Raw genomic sequence first — 20,963 nt, forward strand, 5'->3', positions numbered from 1 at the left:
GAACACGAGCCGCGCCCCGCAGACCAACCTCGAAAGGCAACTGCCATGATCGCCCACATCCGCGACACGCCCCTGCCCCAGGCCGGAAAGGCCGTCGGCGTCCAGACCATCGGCATGACCATGCGCTTCGGCTCGTTCACAGCGCTCGACACTGTCTCGATCGATATTCCGGCCGGGAGTTTCCACGCCCTTCTCGGCGAAAACGGCGCCGGCAAATCGACACTGGTCAAGTGCATCATGGGTTTCTACCATCAGACATCAGGGTCTCTCTCCGTCAACGGCCGGGAAGTCACGGTCCAGTCGCCGCGCGACGCCGCCACCTACGGGCTCGGCATGGTCTACCAGCAGTTCACGCTGGTGCCCTCGCTGACCGGGGCCGAAAATCTGGTCATCAACCGAACCCATGTGCCTGCGATCATCAACTGGGCGAAGGAGCGCAGGGATCTCACCGCCTTCATGGAGCGCATGCCGTTCAAGATTCCGCTCGACCGTCCCGTGAGCGAGCTTGCGGCGGGCGAGAAGCAGAAGCTCGAAATCGTCAAGCAGCTATATCTCGGCCGCAGTTTCCTTATCCTCGACGAGCCGACCTCGGTGCTGACGCCGGCCGAAGCCGACGAGATGCTCGGTCTGGTGCGCGGCATGACCGAACGCGGCGAATTGACGGTTTTGATGATCAGCCACAAATTCCACGAAGTGACGAAGTTTGCCGACGCCGTCACCGTTCTCAGGCGCGGCAAGATGGCGGGCAGCGGACTGGTCAAGGACCTGACCACCCGGGACATGGCCGCGATGATGATCGGCGATGTCAAGCTTGCCGAACTCGACACGCGCCTGCCGGTGCCATCAGACGCCAGGCCCATTCTGGTGGTCAGCGACATCAGGGCGCCGGATCGCACGGGGCTGAAGACGATCGACATCGGCAATCTGACCGTCCATGCCGGCGAAATCGTCGGCATTGCCGGTATTTCCGGCAATGGCCAGAAGGAACTCGCCGAAGTGCTGGCCGGCCAGCGCCCGGCAGACGCCGGCAGCATCACCGTGAAGGGCGCGCTCTACACTGCCACACGGCAGGAAACCCGCATCAACAATGTCCGCTTCATTCCCGAGGAGCCCTTGAACAATGCCTGCGCCCCGAGGATGACGGTCACGGAAAACCTCGCCTTCCGCACCTTCGATGTGAAGAAAGCGGGCGGCGATGCGCTCTGGCTCGACATGAAATCGATGCGCAAGCGGGCCGCGTCGCTGATTTCCGATTTCAAGGTCAAGACGGCGTCGCATGCCTCGCCGATCGCCTCTCTGTCCGGCGGCAATGTGCAGCGCGCGGTGCTTGCCCGCGAGCTGACGGGCGATGTCGATTTGCTGATCGTCTCCAATCCCTGCTTCGGGCTGGATTTCTCGGCCGTCGCCGAAATCCGCGCCCGCATCATGAAAGCCCGCAATGCCGGCACCGCCGTCCTGCTGCTCTCGGAAGATCTCGACGAACTTCTCGAGATGTCCGACCGGATCATGGTCATGTCGGACGGCAAGCTGGTTTACGAGACACCGGCACTTTCAGCGGATATCTCCGTGATCGGCGCGCATATGGCGGGGCATCACTGATGCCAGAAAAACACACAGCAGAGATCAAGGCAGAGCCCTTCGCCTTCCCGCTCAAGCGCGATGCCATCGCGCTTGTCGTGATCGACATGCAGCGCGATTTTGCCGAGCCCGGCGGTTTCGGCGCCAGCCTCGGCAATGATGTCGGCCGGATCACGAAGATCATTCCCGACGTCAAGCGCCTCATCGAGGGCTTCCGGATGGCTGGCCTGCCGGTCATCCACACCATGGAGTGCCATCGCCCCGATCTTTCCGACCTGCCACCCGCCAAACGCAATCGCGGCAATCCGGCGCTGAAGATCGGCGACGCGGGTCCGATGGGTCGGGTGCTGATCGCAGGCGAAGCCGGCACTGCGATCCTTTCCGAACTCGCGCCGATCGACGGCGAGATCGTCATCGAGAAACCCGGCAAGGGCGCATTTTACGCGACGCCGCTGGGCGATATCCTCAAGGCGCGCGGCATAGAACAAATCGTCTTTGCCGGCGTCACCACGGAGGTCTGCGTCCAGACCACCATGCGCGAGGCCAATGACCGCGGCTATGAATGCCTGCTCGCCGAAGAAGCGACGGAAAGCTATTTCCCGGAATTCAAGACGGCGGCAATTGCGATGATCACCGCCCAGGGCGCCATTGTCGGCTGGGTCGGCTCGGTCGACGATATCATCAAAGGAATAGCCTGATGCCGGAAACGACGAGAGAAAGCCTGACCGCTGGCGGCTGGAAGACATTGTCCTTCGAACCCTTCCGCGACGCGGTGACGATCCACTGGATCCAGCCCTTCGAGACCGACCAGCCGGGCGTGGCCCTGTTGAAATACGAAGCCGGCGCCGCTGTGCCACGCCATCGGCACATGGGGCTCGAAACCATCGTGGTGCTGGAAGGCACGCAATCCGACGAGGCCGGCGACTACGGTCCCGGCAGCCTCGTCGTCAACAGGGAAGGCTCCGAACATTCCGTCTGGAGCGATACCGGATGCGTGGTCCTGATCCAGTGGGATCGGCCCGTGAAAATACTGCAAGAGGAACTGGCATGACAGATACGCCTGCATTCGATATCGGCTCCCTGCACACGGCCTATGCCGGCGGATGGCCGGCGTCGAACATGATCGAAACGCTGTTCGAGCGCATCGCGGCCATCGCCGATCCCGGCATTTTCCTGCATCTGGCGGACCGGCAGGACCTGCTTGAACAGGTGGCTGGGCTCGGTTCCTTCGATCCGACAGCAAAGCCGCTCTGGGGCATCCCCTTCGCCGTCAAGGACAACATCGACGTTGCCGGCATGCCGACGACCGCCGCCTGCCCGGACTATGCCTATCTGCCGGACAGGGACGCCACCGTCGTGCGCCTGCTGAAGGACGCGGGTGCCATCGTCATCGGCAAGACCAATCTCGACCAGTTCGCCACCGGCCTTGTCGGCATGCGCTCGCCCTATCCGATCCCCCGCAATGCGATCGACCCCTCGCTTGTGCCCGGCGGCTCCAGTTCCGGCTCGGCGGTCGCAACCGCACACGGCATCGTCAGCTTCGCGCTCGGCACGGACACCGCCGGCTCCGGCCGCATCCCGGCCGGGCTCAACAACATTGTCGGCCTGAAACCGAGCGTCGGCGCACTGTCGACGACGGGCGTCATACCCGCCTGCCGCACGCTCGACTGCGTTTCGATCTTCGCGCTGACAGCCGCCGACGCATGGTCGGTCTTCTCCGTCGCTGCGCGCCACGACCCCAGTGATGCCTATTCCAAATCCGTCCCGGCAACCGGTCACGGCCCGCTGCCGCCCGTCCTGAAGATCGGCGTTCCGGCCAGACACGACCGCCACTTCTTTGGCGACGACGCCATGGAGACAGCCTACGCGGCGGCGCTCGACCGGCTGGTTGAACTCGGCCATACCCTCGTCGACGTGCCGTTCGATGACTTCTATGCGACGGCCAATCTGCTGTATGAAGGTGCCTGGGTCGCCGAGCGCTATGCGGCGGTCAAGGACTTCTTCAACGCCAGCGAAGCCTCGTTCCATCCCGTCACCCGGAAAATCTATGGGGCCGCAAAAACGCTGACCGCCGCAGATGCCTTCAACGGGCTCTATGCCCTGCAGGCATTGAAACAGAAAGTGGCACCGCTGATCGCCTCTGTCGATCTGTTCTGCGTGCCCACAGCGCCACGCCACTACACGACGGCCGAACTCGCGGCGGAACCGATCCGCGAGAACTCGCGTCTCGGCACCTACACCAATTTCGTCAACCTGCTCGACATGTGCGGCATCGCCGTGCCGACCGGCACCCGCAGCGACGGCCTTCCCGCCAGCGTCACGCTTTTGGCCGCATCCGGCAAGGATGGAATGACCGCAGCGCTTGCGGCGAGAATCCATCAGGCCAGCGGCCTGACACTCGGTGCGACTGGCTGGCCCCAGCCTCCGGCACGGCCGACGGCCGATATCAGCGCACCTGGCATCGATCTGGTGGTTGTCGGCGCGCATCTCTCCGGCATGCCGCTGAATGGCCAGTTGAAGGCACTTGAGGCAAGCTTCGTACGGACGGCGAAGACCGCTGCCAGCTATCGGCTGTACAGCCTTGCCGGCCAGACACCGGCAAAACCCGGCCTGATCCGCTGCTCGGATGATACAGGCGCACAGATCGCGGTCGAGGTCTGGCGATTGTCGGCCGCGGCCTTCGGTCAGTTTGTCGCCGCCATTCCGTCCCCCCTCGGGATCGGCACGATCCTGCTGAGTGATGGCAGCGAGGCCAAGGGTTTTCTGGTCGAACCTGTTGGCCTCGAAGACGCGGTCGATATCTCGGACTTCGGCGGCTGGCGGGCCTTCGTTGACAGGCCTTCGGCGTAGTTACCGTTCGAAGGGTTCGCCGAGCGAGGCGACGCCGTTGAGTTTCAAAAGGCGTCGGTCGGCTGAAATGATGCCGAGCACGATGATCGTGACGAGATAGGGCAGGCTCGACAGCAATTGCGAGGGCACATCAAGGCCGGTCGCTTGCGCGGCCAGCCCCATGAGCGAAACCGCCCCAAAGAGGCAGGCGCCGAGGAAAATGCGACCGGTCAGCCATGTGCCGAAGACGACGAGGGCGATGGCGATCCAGCCACGCCCGGCAATCATGCCATCGGCCCAGAGCGGGGTGTAGATCACTGCCGCATAGGCCCCGGCAAAACCGGCCATCGCCCCGCCAAAGGCAATGGCAAGCACACGGACGGTGATGACCGAATAGCCGATGGCATGCGCCGCCTTCGGATTTTCGCCGACCGCTCTGAGGACGAGACCCAGTTTCGAATAGGCAAACATCGCCCATATGGCCAAGGTCGCGACCAGGGAGATCCACACGACGATGTCCTGAACGAACAGGCCGCCGACAACAGGAAGATCAGACAGACCGGGAACGGCCAGCCGGGGCAGAGCCTTGACCGTCAGGCTCTCGTAGGATTTTCCGAACAGCGCCGACAGCCCCTGCCCGAGAATGCCGATGGCAAGGCCGGCCGCCACCTGGTTGGCGCGAAAGCCGAGCGTGACAAAGGCAAAGATCAGCGACAGCGCCGCACTGCCGAGCCCGGCTGCGACGAAACCGAGAAAATGCCCGCCGCCCTGATAGACGACGATGAAAGCCAGCACAGCACCGAGCGCCATCAGCCCCTCGACCCCGAGATTGAGCACGCCGGCGCGCTCGACAACGAGTTCGCCCAGCGCCGCCAGAAGAAACGGCGTCGCGGCCGCCAGCATGCCGGCAAGAATGAACTCGATGGCGTTCATGAGGGGCTCCGGTCCGCGGCTTTGGGGGCGGTTTTCGGCCATTCGAGACGATAGCGGACAAACGCGATGGCAATGAGATAGCCGAGCAGCAGGCTGCCCTGGAAGACACGCACGGCGGCGATCGGCAGGTTCGCGGACACCATGGCATTGTCGCCACCGATGTAGATGACGGCCATGACCAGCGCCGAAACCACAATGCCGATCGGGTGCAGGCCGCCGAGATAGGCGACGATGATCGCTGCATAGCCGTAGCCGCTCGAGATCGACCGCTGCAATTGTCCGATCGGGCCTGCGACTTCGGCGGCCCCCGCAAGACCTGCCGCAAAACCGCCGATCAGCAGCGAAAGCCAGATCGCCGAACCCTGCTTGAAACCGGCATAACCGGCCGCGCGCGGCGCAAGGCCGCCGACCTGCAGCTTGTAGCCGCTGAAACTTTTCTGCATGAAGACGAAGGCCGCAAGCGACAGGACAAGCGTGATCAGGAAAGAGACGTTGAGACGCGTCCCGGCAATCAGGGTCGGCACCATGGCGTCGTATTGGAACATCACCGATTGTGGAAAATTGAAACCGTTCGGGTCCTTCCACGGGCCAAGCAGCAGGTAGTTCAGAAGCTGCGCCGCCACGAGGCTGAGCATCAGCGACACGAGGATTTCGTTGGCATTGAGCCGCACGCGCCAGAATGCGGTGATTGATGCCCAGAGCGCCCCGCCGATGGCCCCGAAGAGCAGCATGGCCGGCCAGATCCACTGACCCGTGGCCTGAGGAAAATAGACCGGAATCGCCGAGGCGAAGATCGCACCGAGAATGAACTGGCCTTCGGCACCGATGTTAAAGACCTTGGCACGAAAACCGATCGCCAGACCCTGCGCAATCAGAAGCAGCGGTCCGGCCTTCAGCAGCACCTCCGAGAACGACGCCCAGGACATGAAGGGCTCGAGAAGCATCGCATAGACGATGGCAACAGGATCGCGGCCCATCAGCCTGTAGAGGCTGAGATTGAGGATCAGCGCAACGAGCAGCGCAAGGACGGGGGCCAGAACCGTCGCCGCAAGTGAGGCGCGTTCCCGGCGGACCATCGTCGGAAGAAGGGAACCGGATGCGAAGCTCATGCGTGTTCCTCCCCGGTTAAAGACTGTGCCCCGATCATGTAGCGACCGATCTCTTCAGGCTTCGTGTCGCGTGTCACCAGCCGCGGGCTGAGCGTTCCGTGATGCAGCACCTGGATCGCATCGCAAAGTTCGAACAGTTCCTCGAGTTCCTCGGAAATCACGAGAATGGCCATGCCCTCGTTGCGCAACGCCACCAGCCGGCTGCGCACGGCGGACGCCGCCCCGATATCGACACCCCAGGTCGGCTGCGCGACAAACAGAAGCTTCGGAGACAGCATGATTTCGCGGCCGACGATGAACTTCTGCAGATTGCCGCCGGAGAGCGTTCCGGCCTCGGCATCCGGGCCGGGGGTGCGCACATCATACTGGCGAATGCAGTCGCGGGTGAACGCCATCGCCCGCTTCCTGTCGACAAGCCCGTGCCGCAGCAGACCCAGCGGATGCGCCGTCAGCAGGCCGTTGAGGACAAGCGACATTTCAGGCACCGCCCCGCGTCCGAGCCGGTCCTCCGGAACGAAGGCAAAACCCCGTTGCCGGCGCGCGGCGGCATCGAGCCTGCCGACGTCCGATCCCATCATGTAGATCCGGTCCCGCTGGTCGCGGCCCAGAACCGTCTCGCCGGAAATCAGCGCGGCAAGCTCGCTCTGGCCATTTCCGGAAATGCCGGCGATCCCGAGGATTTCGCCGGCGCGCACCTCAAGCGTTATGCCAGACAGCGACACAGCGAAGGGATCGTCCGGCTTATGGTCGAGGCCGATGATTTCCAGCCGCTTTTCGCCACCCGACTGAGGCAGCGCCGATATCGGCGCCGGCATGTCGCGGCCGATCATCATGCGGGCGAGATCATGGGTATCGTGCTCGCGCGGATCGACATCCCCGGTCACCCGCCCGCTGCGCAGGATCGTCGCCTGGTCGCAGATCGCCCGGATTTCCTCCAGCTTGTGGGAAATCAGGAGAATGGAAACCCCGCCGTCCCGCAGGCGGCGCAGCGTGTCGAAGAGTTTCTCCACCAATTGCGGCGGCAGCACCGAGGTCGGCTCATCGAGGATCAGCAGCTTTGGATTGGTCATCAGGCAGCGGATGATCTCCACCCGTTGCCGCTCACCGACCGACAGCGCATGCACATGGGCAAGCGGATCGACTTCGAGGCCGAACTCCTGCCCGAGCGTCTTGATGCGCTGCGCAAGCTCGGCCTTCCGGCCGGGTACGACGAGGCGGATGTTTTCCAGAACGGTCAGGGTCTCGAACAGCGAGAAATGCTGGAAGACCATGCCGATCCCCTTGCGCCTTGCCTCTGCGGGAGAGGCAAGGCGCAAGGGTTGTCCCTGCCAGACGACGGTCCCCTCGTCCGGTTGCTCGACGCCGTAAATCAGCTTCATCAGCGTCGATTTGCCCGCCCCGTTCTCGCCGAGGATCGCATGGATCGATTGCGCAGCCACGTCCAGATCGATCGCCTGATTGGCGTGGATCTGGCCGTAGCTTTTCGAAATGCCGCGCAGCGACAGGAGCGGGGCGTTCATGGCTTACTTCGGCAGCGGCGTGGCGACGCCCTTGACGTGCCAATCCATCGCAATGATCTCCGGATCGGCAGGCGTAACGCCGGCAGCGATACCCTCGGTGCCATCGGCCTTGGTCACGGGACCAGTGAACGGCGAGAAACTGCCATCGGCGATCTTGGCCTCGATCTCCTTGATCTTCGTCATCGTGTCAGCCGGCACATCGGGGTTCCAGTCGACAACCTCGACGACCTGTTCAGAGACGCCGAGGAAGGCATTGGCCCCCTTGAAGCTTCCGGCGAGATGCGCATCGACCGATGCCTTGAAGAACGGCGACCAGTCGGTCGCGACACAACCGAGATAGGTCTTCTCGGCATATTTCTTCATCGACGAGTTGAGGTTGAACGAATAGACGCCGGCTTCCTCGCAAGCCGCGATCACGGACGGCGTGTCCTGCGCATTGGAGAAGATCACGTCGCATTTCTGTGCAATGAGCGCCTTGGCGGCTTCCTGCTCCTTGGCCGGATCGAACCAGGAATTGACCCAGACGACCGAGACCTCGATGTCCGGATTGACGCTTTGGGCGCCCAGTGTAAACGCGTTGATGGAGGTGATCAGTTCGGGGATCGCAAAGGCCGAGACCGAGCCCAGCTTGCCGGTCTTGGAGAGCGCTGCGGCTGCCATGCCGAGCAGATAGGTGCCCTGGAAATATTTGGCGGCAAAGGGCGAGAAGTTCGGCGCGACCTGGAAGCCGGAAGCATGCAGGACAGTGACGCTCGGGTCGCGACGGGCGATCTGTAGCGCGCCGTTCTGATAGCCGAAGGAGCCGGCGATCAGGAACTTGTTCCCGTCGGCGACCGTCTTGGTCATGATGCGGTCGGCGTCGGGGCCTTCCGCAATGCTTTCGAGCACGGTGATCTTCACCTTGTCGCCATAGGCCGCCTTGATCGGCTCCAGGCCTGCGGCCAGCGCGTGGCCCCAGCCGACATCGCCGACCGGCGACGGGATCACGAGCGTGATGCCCAGCGGTTCGTCTGCGGCGAGCGCAAGACGGCTGCCGAGTGCGCCGGCGAGACCGGTGGCGGCAAGGCCCTGCATCAGTGTTCTGCGGGTAAGATTGGTCAGCATGTCAGTTCCCTCTTCTGGTTTTTAGAATTCTATGGTCGCAAGAGCCGCTTCGGCATCGGCAAACAGTTTCGCTTCGTCGAGCCCGACGAACGCCCCCTTCTGCCAGACGATCCGCCCGTTGATCATGGTCATGTCCGTCGCCATGCCGATGCCGACGCGGGCAATCAGGCTCAAAGGATCATGCCGCGTGCCGACATAGTCCATGCGGCGCGTATCGATGGCAAACAGGTCGGCAGCCATGCCGGGGGCAAGCCGCCCGATGTCGGAGCGGCCAAGCAGGCTGGCACCGCCGGTCGTGCCGTATCGAAGGAATTCGACGGGGGACGGTACCGGATGCCTGCGCGTCGATGACACCAGGCATTGCAGCATGTAGGCCGAATGCAGGCAGTGCATCAGGTTGGAATTGTCGTTGGACGCCGCGCCGTCGCAGCCGATGCCGACACGCAGCCCGAAAGCTGCCATCGCGGGAATGTCGGTCACTTCCGCGCCGACGAGATAGACCGGTTCCGGGCAATGCGAAACACCGGTGCCGCTGGCCGCCATCGTCTGCAGTTCGTCGTGGGTCAGTTCCCAGCAATGGGCGTAAAAGGCGTCGGGACCGGCAAAGCCGATCTCCTCCAGATAATCGACAGTGCGTTTGCCGTGGCGCGCCAGAATGACCGGGCTCTCACCCTCGCCGACATGGGTGTGCATCATGACGCCACGATCGCGCGCCAGCGCCACCGATTCCACGAAAGTCTCGCGGTAGCAATTGACCGGCTGGCACGGTGCGACGACGACCTGCCGCATGCTGAAGGGATCGGTGTCGTGATAGGTGTCGATCAGTCGGGCGCAGTCTGCAATGAATTCGTCGGTCGTCTCCAGCATCGCGTCTGGAATGGTCGAGCCTTCCGACTTCGGCAGCGTATTGCCACCGCGCCCCGCATGAAAACGCATGCCGAAGAGATCAGCGGCCTCGAATTGCCGGTCGATCAGCCGCTTTCCGGCATGCCTCGGGAAATTGTACTGATGATCGAAGGCCGTCGTGCAGCCATGTTTGATCAGCTCGGCCATGGCCGTGACCGACGAATGGTAGAAGCATTCCTCGGTCAGCTGCGAAAAGATCGGATAGATCCGGTCCAGCCATTCGATGACCGAGAGTTTCGTCCAGTCGAGATCGGTGCGGTTGCGCACGAAGCACTGGAAGAAATGGTGGTGCGTGTTGACGAGCCCGGGATAGACGAACCATCCGGTTGCATCCTGCACGGTCGTGCCGACGGACAGAAGGTCCGGCCCGAGGTTTTCGCCGATCGCCTGGATTGCCGGACCCTTCGTCAGGAGATCGACATTGCGGCGCACGACCGGGCCGCTGCCGTCGTCGACGATCACCGCTGCACAGTTCTTCAGGAGGATACCGGTCATCCTACACCTCGACCGTTGGGATTGGCGGTTCGGGCTTCAGCTCATGCAGCCGGTGGATACCGGGCATTTCGATAAAGCCGTCCAGAGACCGGAGCGCGCGCGACCAGAGCCGGATCGCGGGATAGGGATCGAGCGCAACGCCGCCATCAGGCGCCAGCGCCACATAGGGAAAGCAGGCGATATCGGCAATCGTCGGCCGCTCCGAGGCAAGAAAGCGCATACCGCGCACCCCTTGTTCGACCAGCCCCGCCTCCAGCTCGCGCAGCGCTGCAATGCCCTGCCTCTGCAAGACCGCGATATCGCCGGGACGCAGCAGCATTTCATGGAGCCGCGCGCCGCCGAGACTTGCCGTCAACCGGCTGGAAAAGGCCAGCCATTGCTGAACCCGCGCGGCCTCCTCCGGCTTTTCGCCAGCCAGCCATGCCGGCGCAGCCTTTGCCGCGAGATAGGCGAGCATGGCGGCGGATTCCGTCAGGAGCAGGTCGCCATCCTCGAGGATCGGAATGCAACCCGCGGGGTTCAGCGCCAGCATTGCAGCGCTCCTGTGCTCGGCGCCCGGATGGAAATCGACAGGACGCAGGTCAAGTGTCACCCCGGTCAGCGACGCCATCAGGCGGACTTTGTAGCAACTCGGCGAAAGGATGTAGTCGTAGAGCTTCATTGGGCCACCAGCTGCGCGCCATAGGTATAGTCGTGCCGCTTGAGCCAGCGGCGATAGGCAATGGAGGTAAGATCGGCCCGCGTCGGGATTTCCATGCCCGGATCGAGCGGCAGGCGCCGCGGAATCTGGTTTTCGAGGATCGACCGATCCTGCAGGAAGATCGTCTGCTGGAAATGAATGAGGTCGGTCATCGACGTCTCGTCGTCGAACAGCGCCATCCAGGGCCAGACATCGCAGAGATCTTCCGAAAGCGGCTGAACAAAAAGCGTGATGACGTCCCATTCGTCCGGACGCGGCGGGCAGGTCTTGTAGAGCACCGAGCAGGTCGGCGCCGGCACGCGATACATGTACTCCGTCGTGATGCCGCCACTGGCCGATTTCGACGCCTGCGGCTGGTAGAACTTCACCTGCGTCGCCCAGACCTCGTCGACATCCTCGCGGATCTCGACCTTGTAGTTCTGAACCTCCGTGTGCGGTTCGGCGCCGAGAATGTCGGTGTGGACGAAGGGGAAATGGGCGATATCCAGAAAATTCTCGACAGTGCGCAGGGGCGAGCAGCGCACACGGACGACGCCGACATCAACAAATCGACGTCCGGGCTGGTCGGCCTCGGGGATGGGAAACAGCTCCTTCTGCGGCGCGCCGAGCGAGGACCAGACATGGCCATAGCGCGCACGCACCGGAAGGACGCGGCCATCTGCAGCCGTCACCCTTGCATGCCCCTCGGCGTCGCAGGCGACCTCGATCGGGGCACCCATCAGGGCGGTCTTGCGGCCGCCTGGCTGCAACTGGCTGAGAAGGCCGACCGGATACCATTCGTCAATCATGGCCTGCATCGTCATCGCCTGATCCGTCATTGTGCGGCTGCCTTCTCTTGACGATCCTCGGCCGTGCGGCGCAGGCTCTCCACGGTCCGCGAGGCCGAGATCCGGGTCGCAGCATCGGCTTCGCCCACAAGCAGGACATGCACAAGGGTCCGATCTCCGTCCTGCGCAGACAAAAGCAACCGGATATTGCCGGCGCCCGAGGTGATGTCGACCAGGCCTTCCGGACCTGCGGTGGCGCCGGCGGCGTCCTCGATCGCGGCCCGTGCGGCATGGACTGTCAGCGACCGGAACGGCACGAAACCATCGAGCCCTGGTGGCATCGAGCCCGGTGCACCCGCAGCCACCCAAATCACGCCATCAGCCTCCTCGACGACATAAGTCGCCACCCGGATCGTTTCCGGCGGCTTTAGTCCCGGATGGGCTGGAATGCGCAGACAGTGTCCAGACTGGGCATAGCTCCATCCGTGATAGATGCAGGAGATCGCCTCGCCGCGCACGAATCCATGCGAAAGGCGCATTCCGCGATGCGGACACCGATCTGCCGAGGCTGCAATGCGCCCGGAATCGCTGCGCCACAGCGCAATCGATCCGCTGACGATATAAGCCGGGATCACAGTTCCAGCCGGTAAATCTTGTGACAGGGCGACGGGCGTCCACGAGCCTGTCGTATCGGAGAGCATGACGAAACTTTCTGAACAAAATCATAGATTTGCTGATCGCACGGCACCGCGGCGCCGGCCTTCAACCAGAACACGTTTGCATAAATATTTCGCATTTGCAATCTTGATTAAATATCAAGCACAAGGCCCGCATGCAGGAAACGGCCATCACAATTCTAGCGCGTTTCGATGGTGATCGCAGAACGCTCGATCCGCTCCACCCAGACATCGATCGGCCCCAGCGAACAGCCCATCTCCATCATGTCCAAAAGCTCCTCCGGACCGGCGATCTCGAGTTCGATCCGCGCCGCACTGGCATGGCAGATGACATGATCAAGACCGAGCTTTGCGGCATGCCGCCGGATCCACGGAACAAAGGACGCCCCTTCGAGGTCGCCGAGGATCGTCATGCGCTCGCGCAATTCCACCGCTTCTTCTACCATCATCAAACTGCTCGCTCCTGCTTCGCAGATGCGAGCATAGCCCCTGACTACGCGCACGTCAGGGTCTTTCACCATCGATTGCGACAAGATCGGCCCGAAAAGAGCATCGCTCTTTTTGCATGGCTGCACTGCAATAACGCATCTTTAATATGCAGCAAAATACGATATCTTCTGGTCATCGAAGCAATGCACCTCCTCCCGCAGAGCTTCGTGTACCGGGCGCCCCGCTCCTCCTCCCAAGGGGACGCCTGCGAGAACGGCGACACTCCTCCTCCCGGTCGCTGTTCGGTTCTATCAGGAAAAGCCTGCCGCACCTCCTCCCGCGGCGGGCTTTTTCGTTTTCAGAACGTCAGCCAACGCCCGTCTCTAATCCTCAGACCCGCTGACCATCGCCAGGGACAGCGCGGACCATTGTCGTGCGGGCTGCATCAAAGCAGCCTCAGTTCGCGGCCTCTATGCGCGAAAACGCGGCAAGGACCGTTCGTTCGGACTGGGCGAGATAGGCCTCCAGGAGTTCGGACGCCTCTGCCGTCAGGCCGGCTTCGAGCCTTTCGAGGATGGTTGCGTTCAGTTCGACATAGGGCGCATGCAGGAGTTCTGGATCGGCGAGCAGGCCGAAACTCAGGCGCAGTTCTGCGGCGATCTGCGCATAGAAGGCGTTCAGCCGGCGGCTGTCGGCCAGATCGACAATCGCCGCGTGAAACACCATGTTTTTGCTGCCAACGGTGCTCCAGTCCTTCGCATCCCGCGCGATTCGCGCAGTGTCGACGGCAGCCCGCATGCGGGCGACGGCCGGATGGTTTGGATAGGCCCGCTCGATCGCCTGGCATTCAATGACCCGCCGCACCCGGTAGATGTCGATGATCGAGGCCATGCTGGGTGTCGAGACGAAAACCCCGCGATTTGGCTCGTGGCGCAGCAGTCCCTCCTTGGTCAGCAGGCGGAACGCTTCCCGCAGCGAATTGCGCGACACATCGAGATCGACGCTGAGCGCCGCCTCCGACAGGCGTTGACCGGGCTTCAATTCACCCGCGATCAGTCTGTCGCGGATTTCCTCCGCCAGTCGTGGCGCCAGTGCCGATGTCGTGTCCTGCTCTGCCATGAATACCCCTTCGGCGGCCTGAGACGCACGCCGCCACTTGCCCGCATGGTTATCGTGCTTCGCAGAGAAACGAAACCGACCGCCGCAGGCGAAAGCAAGTTAATCGCCAGCGATTCCTGTAGCGATCTGGCCGGAAGGAAGATCCCTGTCGAAACAGTGTCGCCAGCAGATCTGCGAACAGGGCCGAACTGCGGCGGAGAGAAGGCCAAAATCTGCACCTCAGGTCCTGTTTCCTGCACAAATTAGAAACAAATCGCTCAACATTTGAACAATTTAGTAGAACGATAGAATAAAATCGTTGAACAATCTTGACAGAATTGTGAAACGATAGGACGCTGCAGACATCGACAGTCCAATCCGGCAGACACTTCGGACGATATGCGATCAAAAAAGAGGGTAACATGGAACAGAATTCGCATTCCCAGAGCAGCACCAGCCCCAGCGGCATATCCGTCCAGTCACGCAGGGCGGCCCTGACCGCCGCCGTCTTCCTGATGGCAACATCGGCCATTGGCCCCGGCTTCATCACGTAGACCGCGACGTTCACCACCAAGCTTGGGGCCGCCTTCGCCTTTGCCATTCTGGCTTCGATCGTCATCGATTTTGTGGTCCAGTTGAACATCTGGCGCATCGTCACCCTGACGAAAATGCGCGCCTCCGACATCGCCAACGCCGCCATCCCCGGCACCGGCTATGTTCTGGCCATTCTCGTCATTGTCGGCGGCCTGTTCTTCAACATCGGCAATATCGGCGGCGCGGGCCTCGGTCTCAACGCCATGCTCGGGCTCGATCCCAAATGGGGCGGCGCAATCAGCGCCCTGATCGCCATCGCCATCTTCATGTCGAAAGGCGCCGGTGTCGCCATTGACCGGCTGATCATTTTTGCCGGTATCCTGATGATCATCCTGACACTCTATGTCGCCATCGTCTCCGCGCCGCCCGTCGGCGATGCGCTGTTCCAGACCTTCCTGCCAAGCACGATCGATTTTGCCACGATCACCACCATCGTCGGCGGCACCGTCGGCGGCTACATCACCTATTCCGGCGCCCACCGCCTGCTCGACAAGGGCCAGGTCGGCATCGAGAATCTCGGCGCCGTCAATCGCGCAGCGCTGACCGGCATCGCCGTCACCGGCCTGATGCGCTACGTGCTCTTCCTCGCCATCCTCGGTGTGGTCGCCTCAGGCGTCGTCATCGATGTCTCCGGCAAGGGTGCCAACCCCGCCGCACAGGCTTTCCAGGCAGCCGCCGGCGATGTCGGCTTCCGCATCTTCGGTGCAGTCCTGTGGTTTGCCGCCATCACCTCGGTGATTGGTGCCGCCTATACTTCGGTGTCCTTCATCACCGTGTTCAAGAAGGACATTACCGAGCGCGCCCGCAACATCGCGACCGTGATCTTCATCGCCGTCTCGCTGTTCTTCTACGTGATCATCACAACGCCGCCTGCCCAGATGCTGGTCTTCGTCGGCGGTCTGAATGGTCTCATCCTGCCAATCGGTCTATCGATCTTCATCTACGCGGCCTGGGCTCGCTCCGACCTGATGGGCGGCTATCGCTATCCGCGCTGGCTTTTGGTGCTGGGCGTACTCACCTGCGCTTTGACCTGGTACATGGGCTACAAGTCCATCGGCCCGATCTTCGCACTGCTTTCGGCCGCCGGCTAAGACGCAACGCCCCGTTTCTGCAAGACGGGGCATTTCCCCTCTCACTTTCCATGCAATCCCAGCCTCGCCTTGGCCGGGCCAGATTTGAGGAGACCGACATGACATCCATCGATCTGAACAGCGATCTCGGAGAAAGCTATGGCGCCTGGGCCATGGGCGATGACGCGGCGATGCTCGCCATCGTCTCCAGTGCCAATGTCGCCTGCGGGTTTCATGCCGGCGATCCCGTCGGCATCCTGAAGACCGTCCGGGCGGCGGCCGAAAACGGTGTTTCGATCGGGGCACATGTCTCCTATCCCGATCGCGTCGGCTTCGGCCGGCGCGACATGGATGTGACGAGCGACGAGTTGATCGCCGACGTCATCTACCAGATCGGCGCCCTCAAGGGCCTCGCAGCATCAGCCGGCGTCACCGTCGGCTATGTCAAGCCGCATGGCGCACTCTACAACCGCATCGCCCATGACCCGAAGCAAGGCCAGGCGGTGATCGACGCCATCATGGCCATTGACCCTTCACTGGTGCTGATGGGTCTTGCCGGCGCGCCGATCCTCGATCTTGCCCGCAAATCCGGCCTCGCCGTTGTCGCAGAGGCGTTTGCCGACCGTGCCTACACGCCGGATGGCCAGCTCGTCTCGCGCCGCGAGCCGGGTTCCGTCCTGCACGACACGCAGGCGATCGCCCGCCGCATGCTGCAGCTGGCCAAAACCGGTACGCTGGAAGCGATCGACGGATCGACCATCAAGGTCGATGCGCAGTCGATCTGCGTGCATGGCGACAGCCCCGGCGCGGTTGCCATTGCCCAGGAGATCCGCCGCACTTTCGAGGCGGACGGCATCATGGTCAGCTCGTTTCTTAAAGCCTGACCCGAGACCGGACGGAGGGATACAATGATTGCCTTGGACCATCTTCGCCATGTCGATTCCGCATCGGCCCGCAGTGCCCGCGAACGCTACCGTTCAGGCCGCATCGAGCCGACGTCAGGCGTTGCGCCGGGCTTCACCCAGGCCAACATGATCGTGCTGCCCCGCGACTGGGCCTTCGATTTCCTGCTCTATGCCCAGCGCAATCCAAAGGCCTGCCCGGTGCTCGACGTCTCCGATCCGGGCTCGCATGCCACGCTTCTGGCGCCGGGTGCCGACCTCCGCACCGACCTGCCGCTCTACCGCATCTGGCGCGACGGCAAGCTTTCCGAGGAAACAGCGGATGCGACCGCAGCCTTTGCCGAGCATGCCGATCTCGTCAGCTTCCTGATCGGCTGCAGCTTCACCTTCGAGACGCCGATGGTCGAGGCCGGCATCGAGATCCGCCATATGACCGACAAGTCGAACGTGCCGATGTACCTGACCAACAGGCCCTGCCGCCCGGCCGGCCGTTTGCATGGCAACATGGTCGTTTCAATGCGGCCGATCCCGGCCTCGCGGGTCGCTGATACTGCCACCATTTCCGGCCGCTTCCCGGCCGTGCATGGTGCGCCGGTGCATGTCGGCGCCCCCGAGGAAATCGGCATCATGGATCTCTCCAAACCGGAATTCGGCGATCCCGTGCGCATCGAGCCCGGCGAAGTGCCGGTGTTCTGGGCCTGCGGCGTCACCCCGCAGGCCGCCGTGATGGCGTCCGGCGTGCCCTTTGCCATCACCCATGCGCCGGGGCATATGTTCATCACCGACATTCCCGATTCCGCCTATCACGCCTGAGGTACCCATGCGTTTCCTGCCCGTCAGCCTGACAGTCCTGCTTGTCGAACTCGCCGATCTCGACGAGACGCTGGCACTGTTTGCCTCGCTTGAAGCCGACCCGGTGGACGGCATTATCGACATGGTGCCGGCCGCCCGCACCCTGATGATCCGCTTCCAGCCGGCAAGGCTCAGTGCAGAGAGCCTTGCCGCGGCCATCGCCACGCGCGATCTTTCGGCCCGCATCGCGCCGTCGGACATGCTGGTGGAAATCCCGGTCAACTATGACGGCGAGGATCTTGCCGACGTCGCCGACCTCACCGGCCTGTCGGTCGAGGACGTTATCCGCCGCCACACGGACAGCACCTTCACCGTTGCCTTCTGCGGCTTTGCCCCCGGCTTCGGTTATCTGGTCGGCGGCGATCCGGTGCTTGAGGTGCCGCGCCGCCAGAGCCCCCGGACGAAGATCCCGGCAGGCTCGGTTGCACTTGCCGGGGCATTTTCCGGCGTTTATCCGCAAAACAGCCCCGGCGGCTGGCAGATCATCGGCACGACGCCGGAACAGATGTGGGACCTGTCGCGCGATCCGCCGGCGCTGTTCCAGCCTGGACACCGCGTCCGCTTCGTCGACCTGGCAAAAACGTCTCGTCCTGTGACCGCTCCAACGACCAGGGCTCCCGAGCCTGCATCCGTTGAGCCTGCCGGCACTGCGCTGACCTTAAAGGTTCTAACGGCGCCCATGCCGGCGCTGTTCCAGGATCTCGGCCGTTTTGGCCAGACCGGACAGGGCGTCTCCTCGTCGGGCGCGCTCGACCAGGGTGCCCTGAAGGCCGTCAATCGGATCGTCGGCAATCCTGCCGGCGCGCCCGCCCTCGAGATCATTCTCGGCGGCTTTTCCTTCCAAGTCACAGGCCGCACCGTGACGGGCGTCACCGGCGCGCCCTGCCCGATCAGCATCCGGGACGATTCCGGCCGCAGCTTTGCCGCCGAAACCTACCAGCCGATCGCGCTGGAAGCCGGCGATGTCGTCACGCTCGGCCAGGCGCCGAAGGGCATGCGCAGTTATCTGTCCGTGCGCGGCGGCTTTGCCGTCAAGCCGGTCCTCGGCAGCGCCTCGACCGATACGCTCGCCATGGTTGGCCCCGATCCGGTGACGTCAGGCACTGTCCTTCTAATCAACGAAGCGACATCCGGTCTCGCCAGCGTGTCGATCACGGAAGCACCGGCCTTCGACCATCCAGCCGCAGATGACGTGGTTACGCTCGACGTGGTCATGGGCCCGCGCAGCGACTGGTTCACGCAAGGCGGCATTGCGACGCTGTCATCGCAGCTCTGGACGGTGACACCGCAGTCGAACCGCGTCGGTATCCGGATTATCGGCGACACAGCCCTTGAGCGCCGGGACACCGCCGAACTGCCGAGCGAAGGCACGGCGACGGGCGCCATCCAGGTGCCGCATAGCGGCCAGCCGGTGCTGTTCCTCGCCGACCATCCCCTGACCGGCGGTTATCCGGTCATCGGCACGGTTGCCGAATATCATCTCGATCTCGCCGGGCAGATCCCGGTCAATGCCCAGATACGCTTCAGGCCCGTGACGACATTTGCCGCTATCGCGCCCGCCAAGGGTTGAGACGTGCAAAGCCGCAACGACAGAAACTGTGAGGAGACATCCATGAAAAAAGTGCTGATCGCCAATCGCGGCGAAATCGCCGTCCGCATCATCCGCGCCTGTCGCGACCATGGCCTGCAGTCGGTTGCCGTCTATGCCGATCCGGACATGGATGCCCTCTTCGTGACACTTGCCGACGAAGCCTACGGGCTTGACGGCAGCCAACCGTCCGAAACCTATCTCGACATCGAAAAGCTGATCGGTATCGCAAAGCGTTCCGGCGCCGATGCCGTACATCCCGGCTATGGCTTCCTCTCCGAACGCGCCGAATTCGCCCGCGCCGTGCAGGAGGCCGGTCTCATCTGGATCGGCCCGGATCCGCATGTCATCGAGGCGCTTGGCGACAAGGTCCAGGCGCGGCGCATCGCAACCAGCGTCGGCGCGCCTCTGGTTGCCGGCAGCGACGGCCCGGTCGAGACCTCCGCCGAAGTCATCACCTTTGCCGAACAGCATGGCCTGCCGGTGGCCATCAAGGCCGCGCATGGCGGCGGCGGCCGTGGTCTGAAGGTCGCCTGGACGATGGAGGAGATCCCCGAACTCTACAGCTCGGCGGTGCGCGAGGCCAAAGCCGCCTTCGGTCGTGGCGAATGTTTTCTCGAACGTTTCCTCGACCGTCCGCGCCATATCGAGGCGCAGGTTCTGGCCGACAAGCATGGCAATGTGCTGGTGCTTGGCACCCGGGACTGCTCGCTTCAGCGGCGCAACCAGAAGCTCGTCGAAGAAGCTCCGGCTCCCTTCCTGTCGGACGCACAGCGCCATGAAATCCACGATGCCGCAAAGCGCATCTGCGCCGCCGCCGGGTATTCGGGCGCCGGCACCGTCGAATTTCTGCTCGGCGTCGACGGCACGATCTCCTTCCTCGAGGTCAACACCCGCCTGCAGGTCGAGCATCCGGTGACCGAGGAAACCACCGGCATCGACCTCGTCATCGAACAGTTCCGCATTGCCGACGGTCTGCCGCTGCTGGTCACCGAGACGCCCGCGCCGCGTGGCCATTCGATCGAGTTCCGCATCAATGCCGAAGATCCCGGCCGCGGCTTCCTGCCGACCCCCGGCACGATCACCCGGTTCGACGCGCCGTCCGGTCCCGGCATCCGCCTCGATACCGGCGTGGTCTCCGGCTCGACCGTGCCCGGCACGTTTGACTCGCTGATGGCCAAGCTGATCGTGACCGGCGCCACCCGCGAACAGGCACTGGCCCGCGCCCGCCGCGCCCTCAGAGAATTCAGGATCGACGGTATCGCCACTGTGCTTCCCTTCCATCGCGCGGCGATTGAGAGCCGAGATTTCACCGGAGAAGACGGCTTCAAGGTCCACACGCGCTGGATCGAGACCGATTTTGCCGCAACGCTGGAGGCCACAGCCCGGCACGAGCCGACCGGCGACACTGCGCTGATCCGCACCCATGTCGAGATCGACGGCAAGCGCCATGCGCTGGGCATCCCGGCTGCGCTATTGGCTGGGCTGGGTGGCCTATCCGGTCAGGGCGTTGGTCAGGCCGATACGGCCAAGCCCGAGGATCCCTTGAGCATCACCGCGCCGATCTCCGGCACGCTGCAAGCCTTCAAGATCGAGGATGGGGCGCAGGTTGCCGAAGGCGAACTGATCGCCGTCATGGAAGCCATGAAGATGGAAACCCAGGTGCTGGCCGCACGCGCCGGCACGATCCGCTTCAAGGCGGAAGCCGGAGCCTATCTTCAGGCAGGCGCAGAGATCGCCCGCTTCGAACCCGAAGACGTGCTCGCGCGGACGGGGCGTTCAGGGGTTAACTGACGTCCCGTCACCCTGTCG

General features: G+C 63.2%; 18 protein-coding genes and 1 pseudogene. 9 read left to right on the forward strand and 10 right to left on the reverse strand.

Features of this window, described 5'->3' with window-relative positions; genetic code table 11:
* The first annotated feature begins 48 nt into the window (after positions 1-48).
* The 4 genes from AX760_RS01185 to atzF are packed head-to-tail and all read left to right on the forward strand — an operon-like array spanning position 49 to position 4,428.
* Entirely contained in the window at positions 49-1,599 is a 1,551-nt protein-coding gene (locus tag AX760_RS01185) for an ABC transporter ATP-binding protein (RefSeq protein ID WP_071831042.1), read from the forward strand.
* On the forward strand, positions 1,599-2,276 hold the full coding sequence (locus AX760_RS01190; protein WP_071830993.1) for a cysteine hydrolase family protein: 678 nt from the start codon (positions 1,599-1,601) through the stop codon (positions 2,274-2,276). Before AX760_RS01185 ends, AX760_RS01190 begins: the two co-directional genes overlap by 1 nt.
* Entirely contained in the window at positions 2,276-2,629 is a 354-nt protein-coding gene (locus tag AX760_RS01195) for a cupin domain-containing protein (RefSeq protein ID WP_071830994.1), read from the forward strand. The genes AX760_RS01190 and AX760_RS01195 overlap by 1 nt, the downstream gene beginning before the upstream one ends.
* Positions 2,626-4,428 (forward strand): allophanate hydrolase, encoded by a 1,803-nt coding sequence (gene atzF / locus AX760_RS01200; protein ID WP_071830995.1) that lies wholly within the window; start codon positions 2,626-2,628, stop codon positions 4,426-4,428. The genes AX760_RS01195 and atzF overlap by 4 nt, the downstream gene beginning before the upstream one ends.
* On the opposite strand, the gene AX760_RS01205 is transcribed toward atzF, so the two are convergent.
* The 10 genes from AX760_RS01205 to AX760_RS01250 form a co-directional block, all read right to left on the reverse strand.
* Positions 4,429-5,340 (reverse strand): ABC transporter permease, encoded by a 912-nt coding sequence (locus tag AX760_RS01205; RefSeq protein WP_071830996.1) that lies wholly within the window; start codon positions 5,338-5,340, stop codon positions 4,429-4,431. It lies immediately after the preceding gene.
* Complete coding sequence (locus AX760_RS01210; RefSeq protein WP_071830997.1) at positions 5,337-6,449, reverse strand: ABC transporter permease; 1,113 nt, start codon at positions 6,447-6,449, stop codon at positions 5,337-5,339. The genes AX760_RS01205 and AX760_RS01210 overlap by 4 nt, the downstream gene beginning before the upstream one ends.
* Entirely contained in the window at positions 6,446-7,969 is a 1,524-nt protein-coding gene (locus AX760_RS01215) for an ABC transporter ATP-binding protein (RefSeq protein WP_071830998.1), read from the reverse strand. The genes AX760_RS01210 and AX760_RS01215 overlap by 4 nt, the downstream gene beginning before the upstream one ends.
* Before the next feature lie 3 nt (positions 7,970-7,972).
* Complete coding sequence (locus AX760_RS01220) at positions 7,973-9,070, reverse strand: BMP family ABC transporter substrate-binding protein (RefSeq protein ID WP_175551988.1); 1,098 nt, start codon at positions 9,068-9,070, stop codon at positions 7,973-7,975.
* A gap of 24 nt (positions 9,071-9,094) precedes the next feature.
* Positions 9,095-10,474 carry an amidohydrolase gene (locus tag AX760_RS01225; RefSeq protein ID WP_071831000.1) on the reverse strand — a complete coding sequence of 460 codons (1,380 nt, stop codon included), beginning with the start codon at positions 10,472-10,474 and terminating at the stop codon, positions 9,095-9,097.
* A 1-nt stretch (position 10,475) separates the two neighbouring features.
* Entirely contained in the window at positions 10,476-11,135 is a 660-nt protein-coding gene (locus AX760_RS01230) for a glutathione S-transferase family protein (protein ID WP_071831001.1), read from the reverse strand.
* Positions 11,132-11,977 carry an aromatic ring-hydroxylating oxygenase subunit alpha gene (locus AX760_RS01235; RefSeq protein ID WP_071831043.1) on the reverse strand — a complete coding sequence of 282 codons (846 nt, stop codon included), beginning with the start codon at positions 11,975-11,977 and terminating at the stop codon, positions 11,132-11,134. Before AX760_RS01235 ends, AX760_RS01230 begins: the two co-directional genes overlap by 4 nt.
* A gap of 11 nt (positions 11,978-11,988) precedes the next feature.
* Entirely contained in the window at positions 11,989-12,642 is a 654-nt protein-coding gene (locus AX760_RS01240) for a Rieske (2Fe-2S) protein (RefSeq protein ID WP_071831002.1), read from the reverse strand.
* Between the two features lie 155 nt (positions 12,643-12,797).
* Positions 12,798-13,064: an acylphosphatase gene (locus AX760_RS01245; protein ID WP_087149133.1), complete on the reverse strand. Its 267-nt coding sequence runs from the start codon at positions 13,062-13,064 to the stop codon at positions 12,798-12,800.
* A 439-nt stretch (positions 13,065-13,503) separates the two neighbouring features.
* Positions 13,504-14,166 (reverse strand): GntR family transcriptional regulator, encoded by a 663-nt coding sequence (locus tag AX760_RS01250; RefSeq protein WP_071831004.1) that lies wholly within the window; start codon positions 14,164-14,166, stop codon positions 13,504-13,506.
* Between the two features lie 401 nt (positions 14,167-14,567).
* Between AX760_RS01250 and AX760_RS01255 the strand changes: the two are divergent.
* The 5 genes and pseudogenes from AX760_RS01255 to AX760_RS01275 all read left to right on the forward strand — a co-directional run bounded on the left by AX760_RS01255 (position 14,568) and on the right by AX760_RS01275 (position 20,945).
* Positions 14,568-15,830: pseudogene (locus AX760_RS01255) on the forward strand (NRAMP family divalent metal transporter).
* Between the two features lie 98 nt (positions 15,831-15,928).
* Entirely contained in the window at positions 15,929-16,693 is a 765-nt protein-coding gene (locus AX760_RS01260) for a LamB/YcsF family protein (RefSeq protein WP_071831005.1), read from the forward strand.
* A gap of 24 nt (positions 16,694-16,717) precedes the next feature.
* Positions 16,718-17,524: a putative hydro-lyase gene (locus AX760_RS01265; RefSeq protein WP_071831006.1), complete on the forward strand. Its 807-nt coding sequence runs from the start codon at positions 16,718-16,720 to the stop codon at positions 17,522-17,524.
* A gap of 7 nt (positions 17,525-17,531) precedes the next feature.
* Positions 17,532-19,133: a 5-oxoprolinase subunit B/C family protein gene (locus tag AX760_RS01270; RefSeq protein WP_071831007.1), complete on the forward strand. Its 1,602-nt coding sequence runs from the start codon at positions 17,532-17,534 to the stop codon at positions 19,131-19,133.
* 42 nt (positions 19,134-19,175) lie between these two features.
* Positions 19,176-20,945 (forward strand): acetyl/propionyl/methylcrotonyl-CoA carboxylase subunit alpha, encoded by a 1,770-nt coding sequence (locus AX760_RS01275; protein WP_071831008.1) that lies wholly within the window; start codon positions 19,176-19,178, stop codon positions 20,943-20,945.
* The last annotated feature ends 18 nt before the right edge of the window (positions 20,946-20,963 follow it).

The organism is Pararhizobium antarcticum (assembly GCF_001885585.1).
Classification (GTDB): domain Bacteria; phylum Pseudomonadota; class Alphaproteobacteria; order Rhizobiales; family Rhizobiaceae; genus Pararhizobium; species Pararhizobium antarcticum.

Coding starts and splice junctions, on each gene's coding strand:
- AX760_RS01205 (WP_071830996.1), bottom strand. CDS start 5,340: ATGAACGCCATCGAGTTCATTCTTGCCGGCATGCTGGCGGCCGCGACG.
- AX760_RS01265 (WP_071831006.1), top strand. CDS start 16,718: ATGATTGCCTTGGACCATCTTCGCCATGTCGATTCCGCATCGGCCCGC.
- AX760_RS01230 (WP_071831001.1), bottom strand. CDS start 11,135: ATGAAGCTCTACGACTACATCCTTTCGCCGAGTTGCTACAAAGTCCGC.
- AX760_RS01190 (WP_071830993.1), top strand. CDS start 1,599: ATGCCAGAAAAACACACAGCAGAGATCAAGGCAGAGCCCTTCGCCTTC.
- atzF (WP_071830995.1), top strand. CDS start 2,626: ATGACAGATACGCCTGCATTCGATATCGGCTCCCTGCACACGGCCTAT.
- AX760_RS01250 (WP_071831004.1), bottom strand. CDS start 14,166: ATGGCAGAGCAGGACACGACATCGGCACTGGCGCCACGACTGGCGGAG.
- AX760_RS01275 (WP_071831008.1), top strand. CDS start 19,176: ATGAAAAAAGTGCTGATCGCCAATCGCGGCGAAATCGCCGTCCGCATC.
- AX760_RS01215 (WP_071830998.1), bottom strand. CDS start 7,969: ATGAACGCCCCGCTCCTGTCGCTGCGCGGCATTTCGAAAAGCTACGGC.
- AX760_RS01195 (WP_071830994.1), top strand. CDS start 2,276: ATGCCGGAAACGACGAGAGAAAGCCTGACCGCTGGCGGCTGGAAGACA.
- AX760_RS01210 (WP_071830997.1), bottom strand. CDS start 6,449: ATGAGCTTCGCATCCGGTTCCCTTCTTCCGACGATGGTCCGCCGGGAA.
- AX760_RS01235 (WP_071831043.1), bottom strand. CDS start 11,977: ATGACGATGCAGGCCATGATTGACGAATGGTATCCGGTCGGCCTTCTC.
- AX760_RS01245 (WP_087149133.1), bottom strand. CDS start 13,064: ATGGTAGAAGAAGCGGTGGAATTGCGCGAGCGCATGACGATCCTCGGC.
- AX760_RS01270 (WP_071831007.1), top strand. CDS start 17,532: ATGCGTTTCCTGCCCGTCAGCCTGACAGTCCTGCTTGTCGAACTCGCC.
- AX760_RS01225 (WP_071831000.1), bottom strand. CDS start 10,474: ATGACCGGTATCCTCCTGAAGAACTGTGCAGCGGTGATCGTCGACGAC.
- AX760_RS01240 (WP_071831002.1), bottom strand. CDS start 12,642: ATGCTCTCCGATACGACAGGCTCGTGGACGCCCGTCGCCCTGTCACAA.
- AX760_RS01260 (WP_071831005.1), top strand. CDS start 15,929: ATGACATCCATCGATCTGAACAGCGATCTCGGAGAAAGCTATGGCGCC.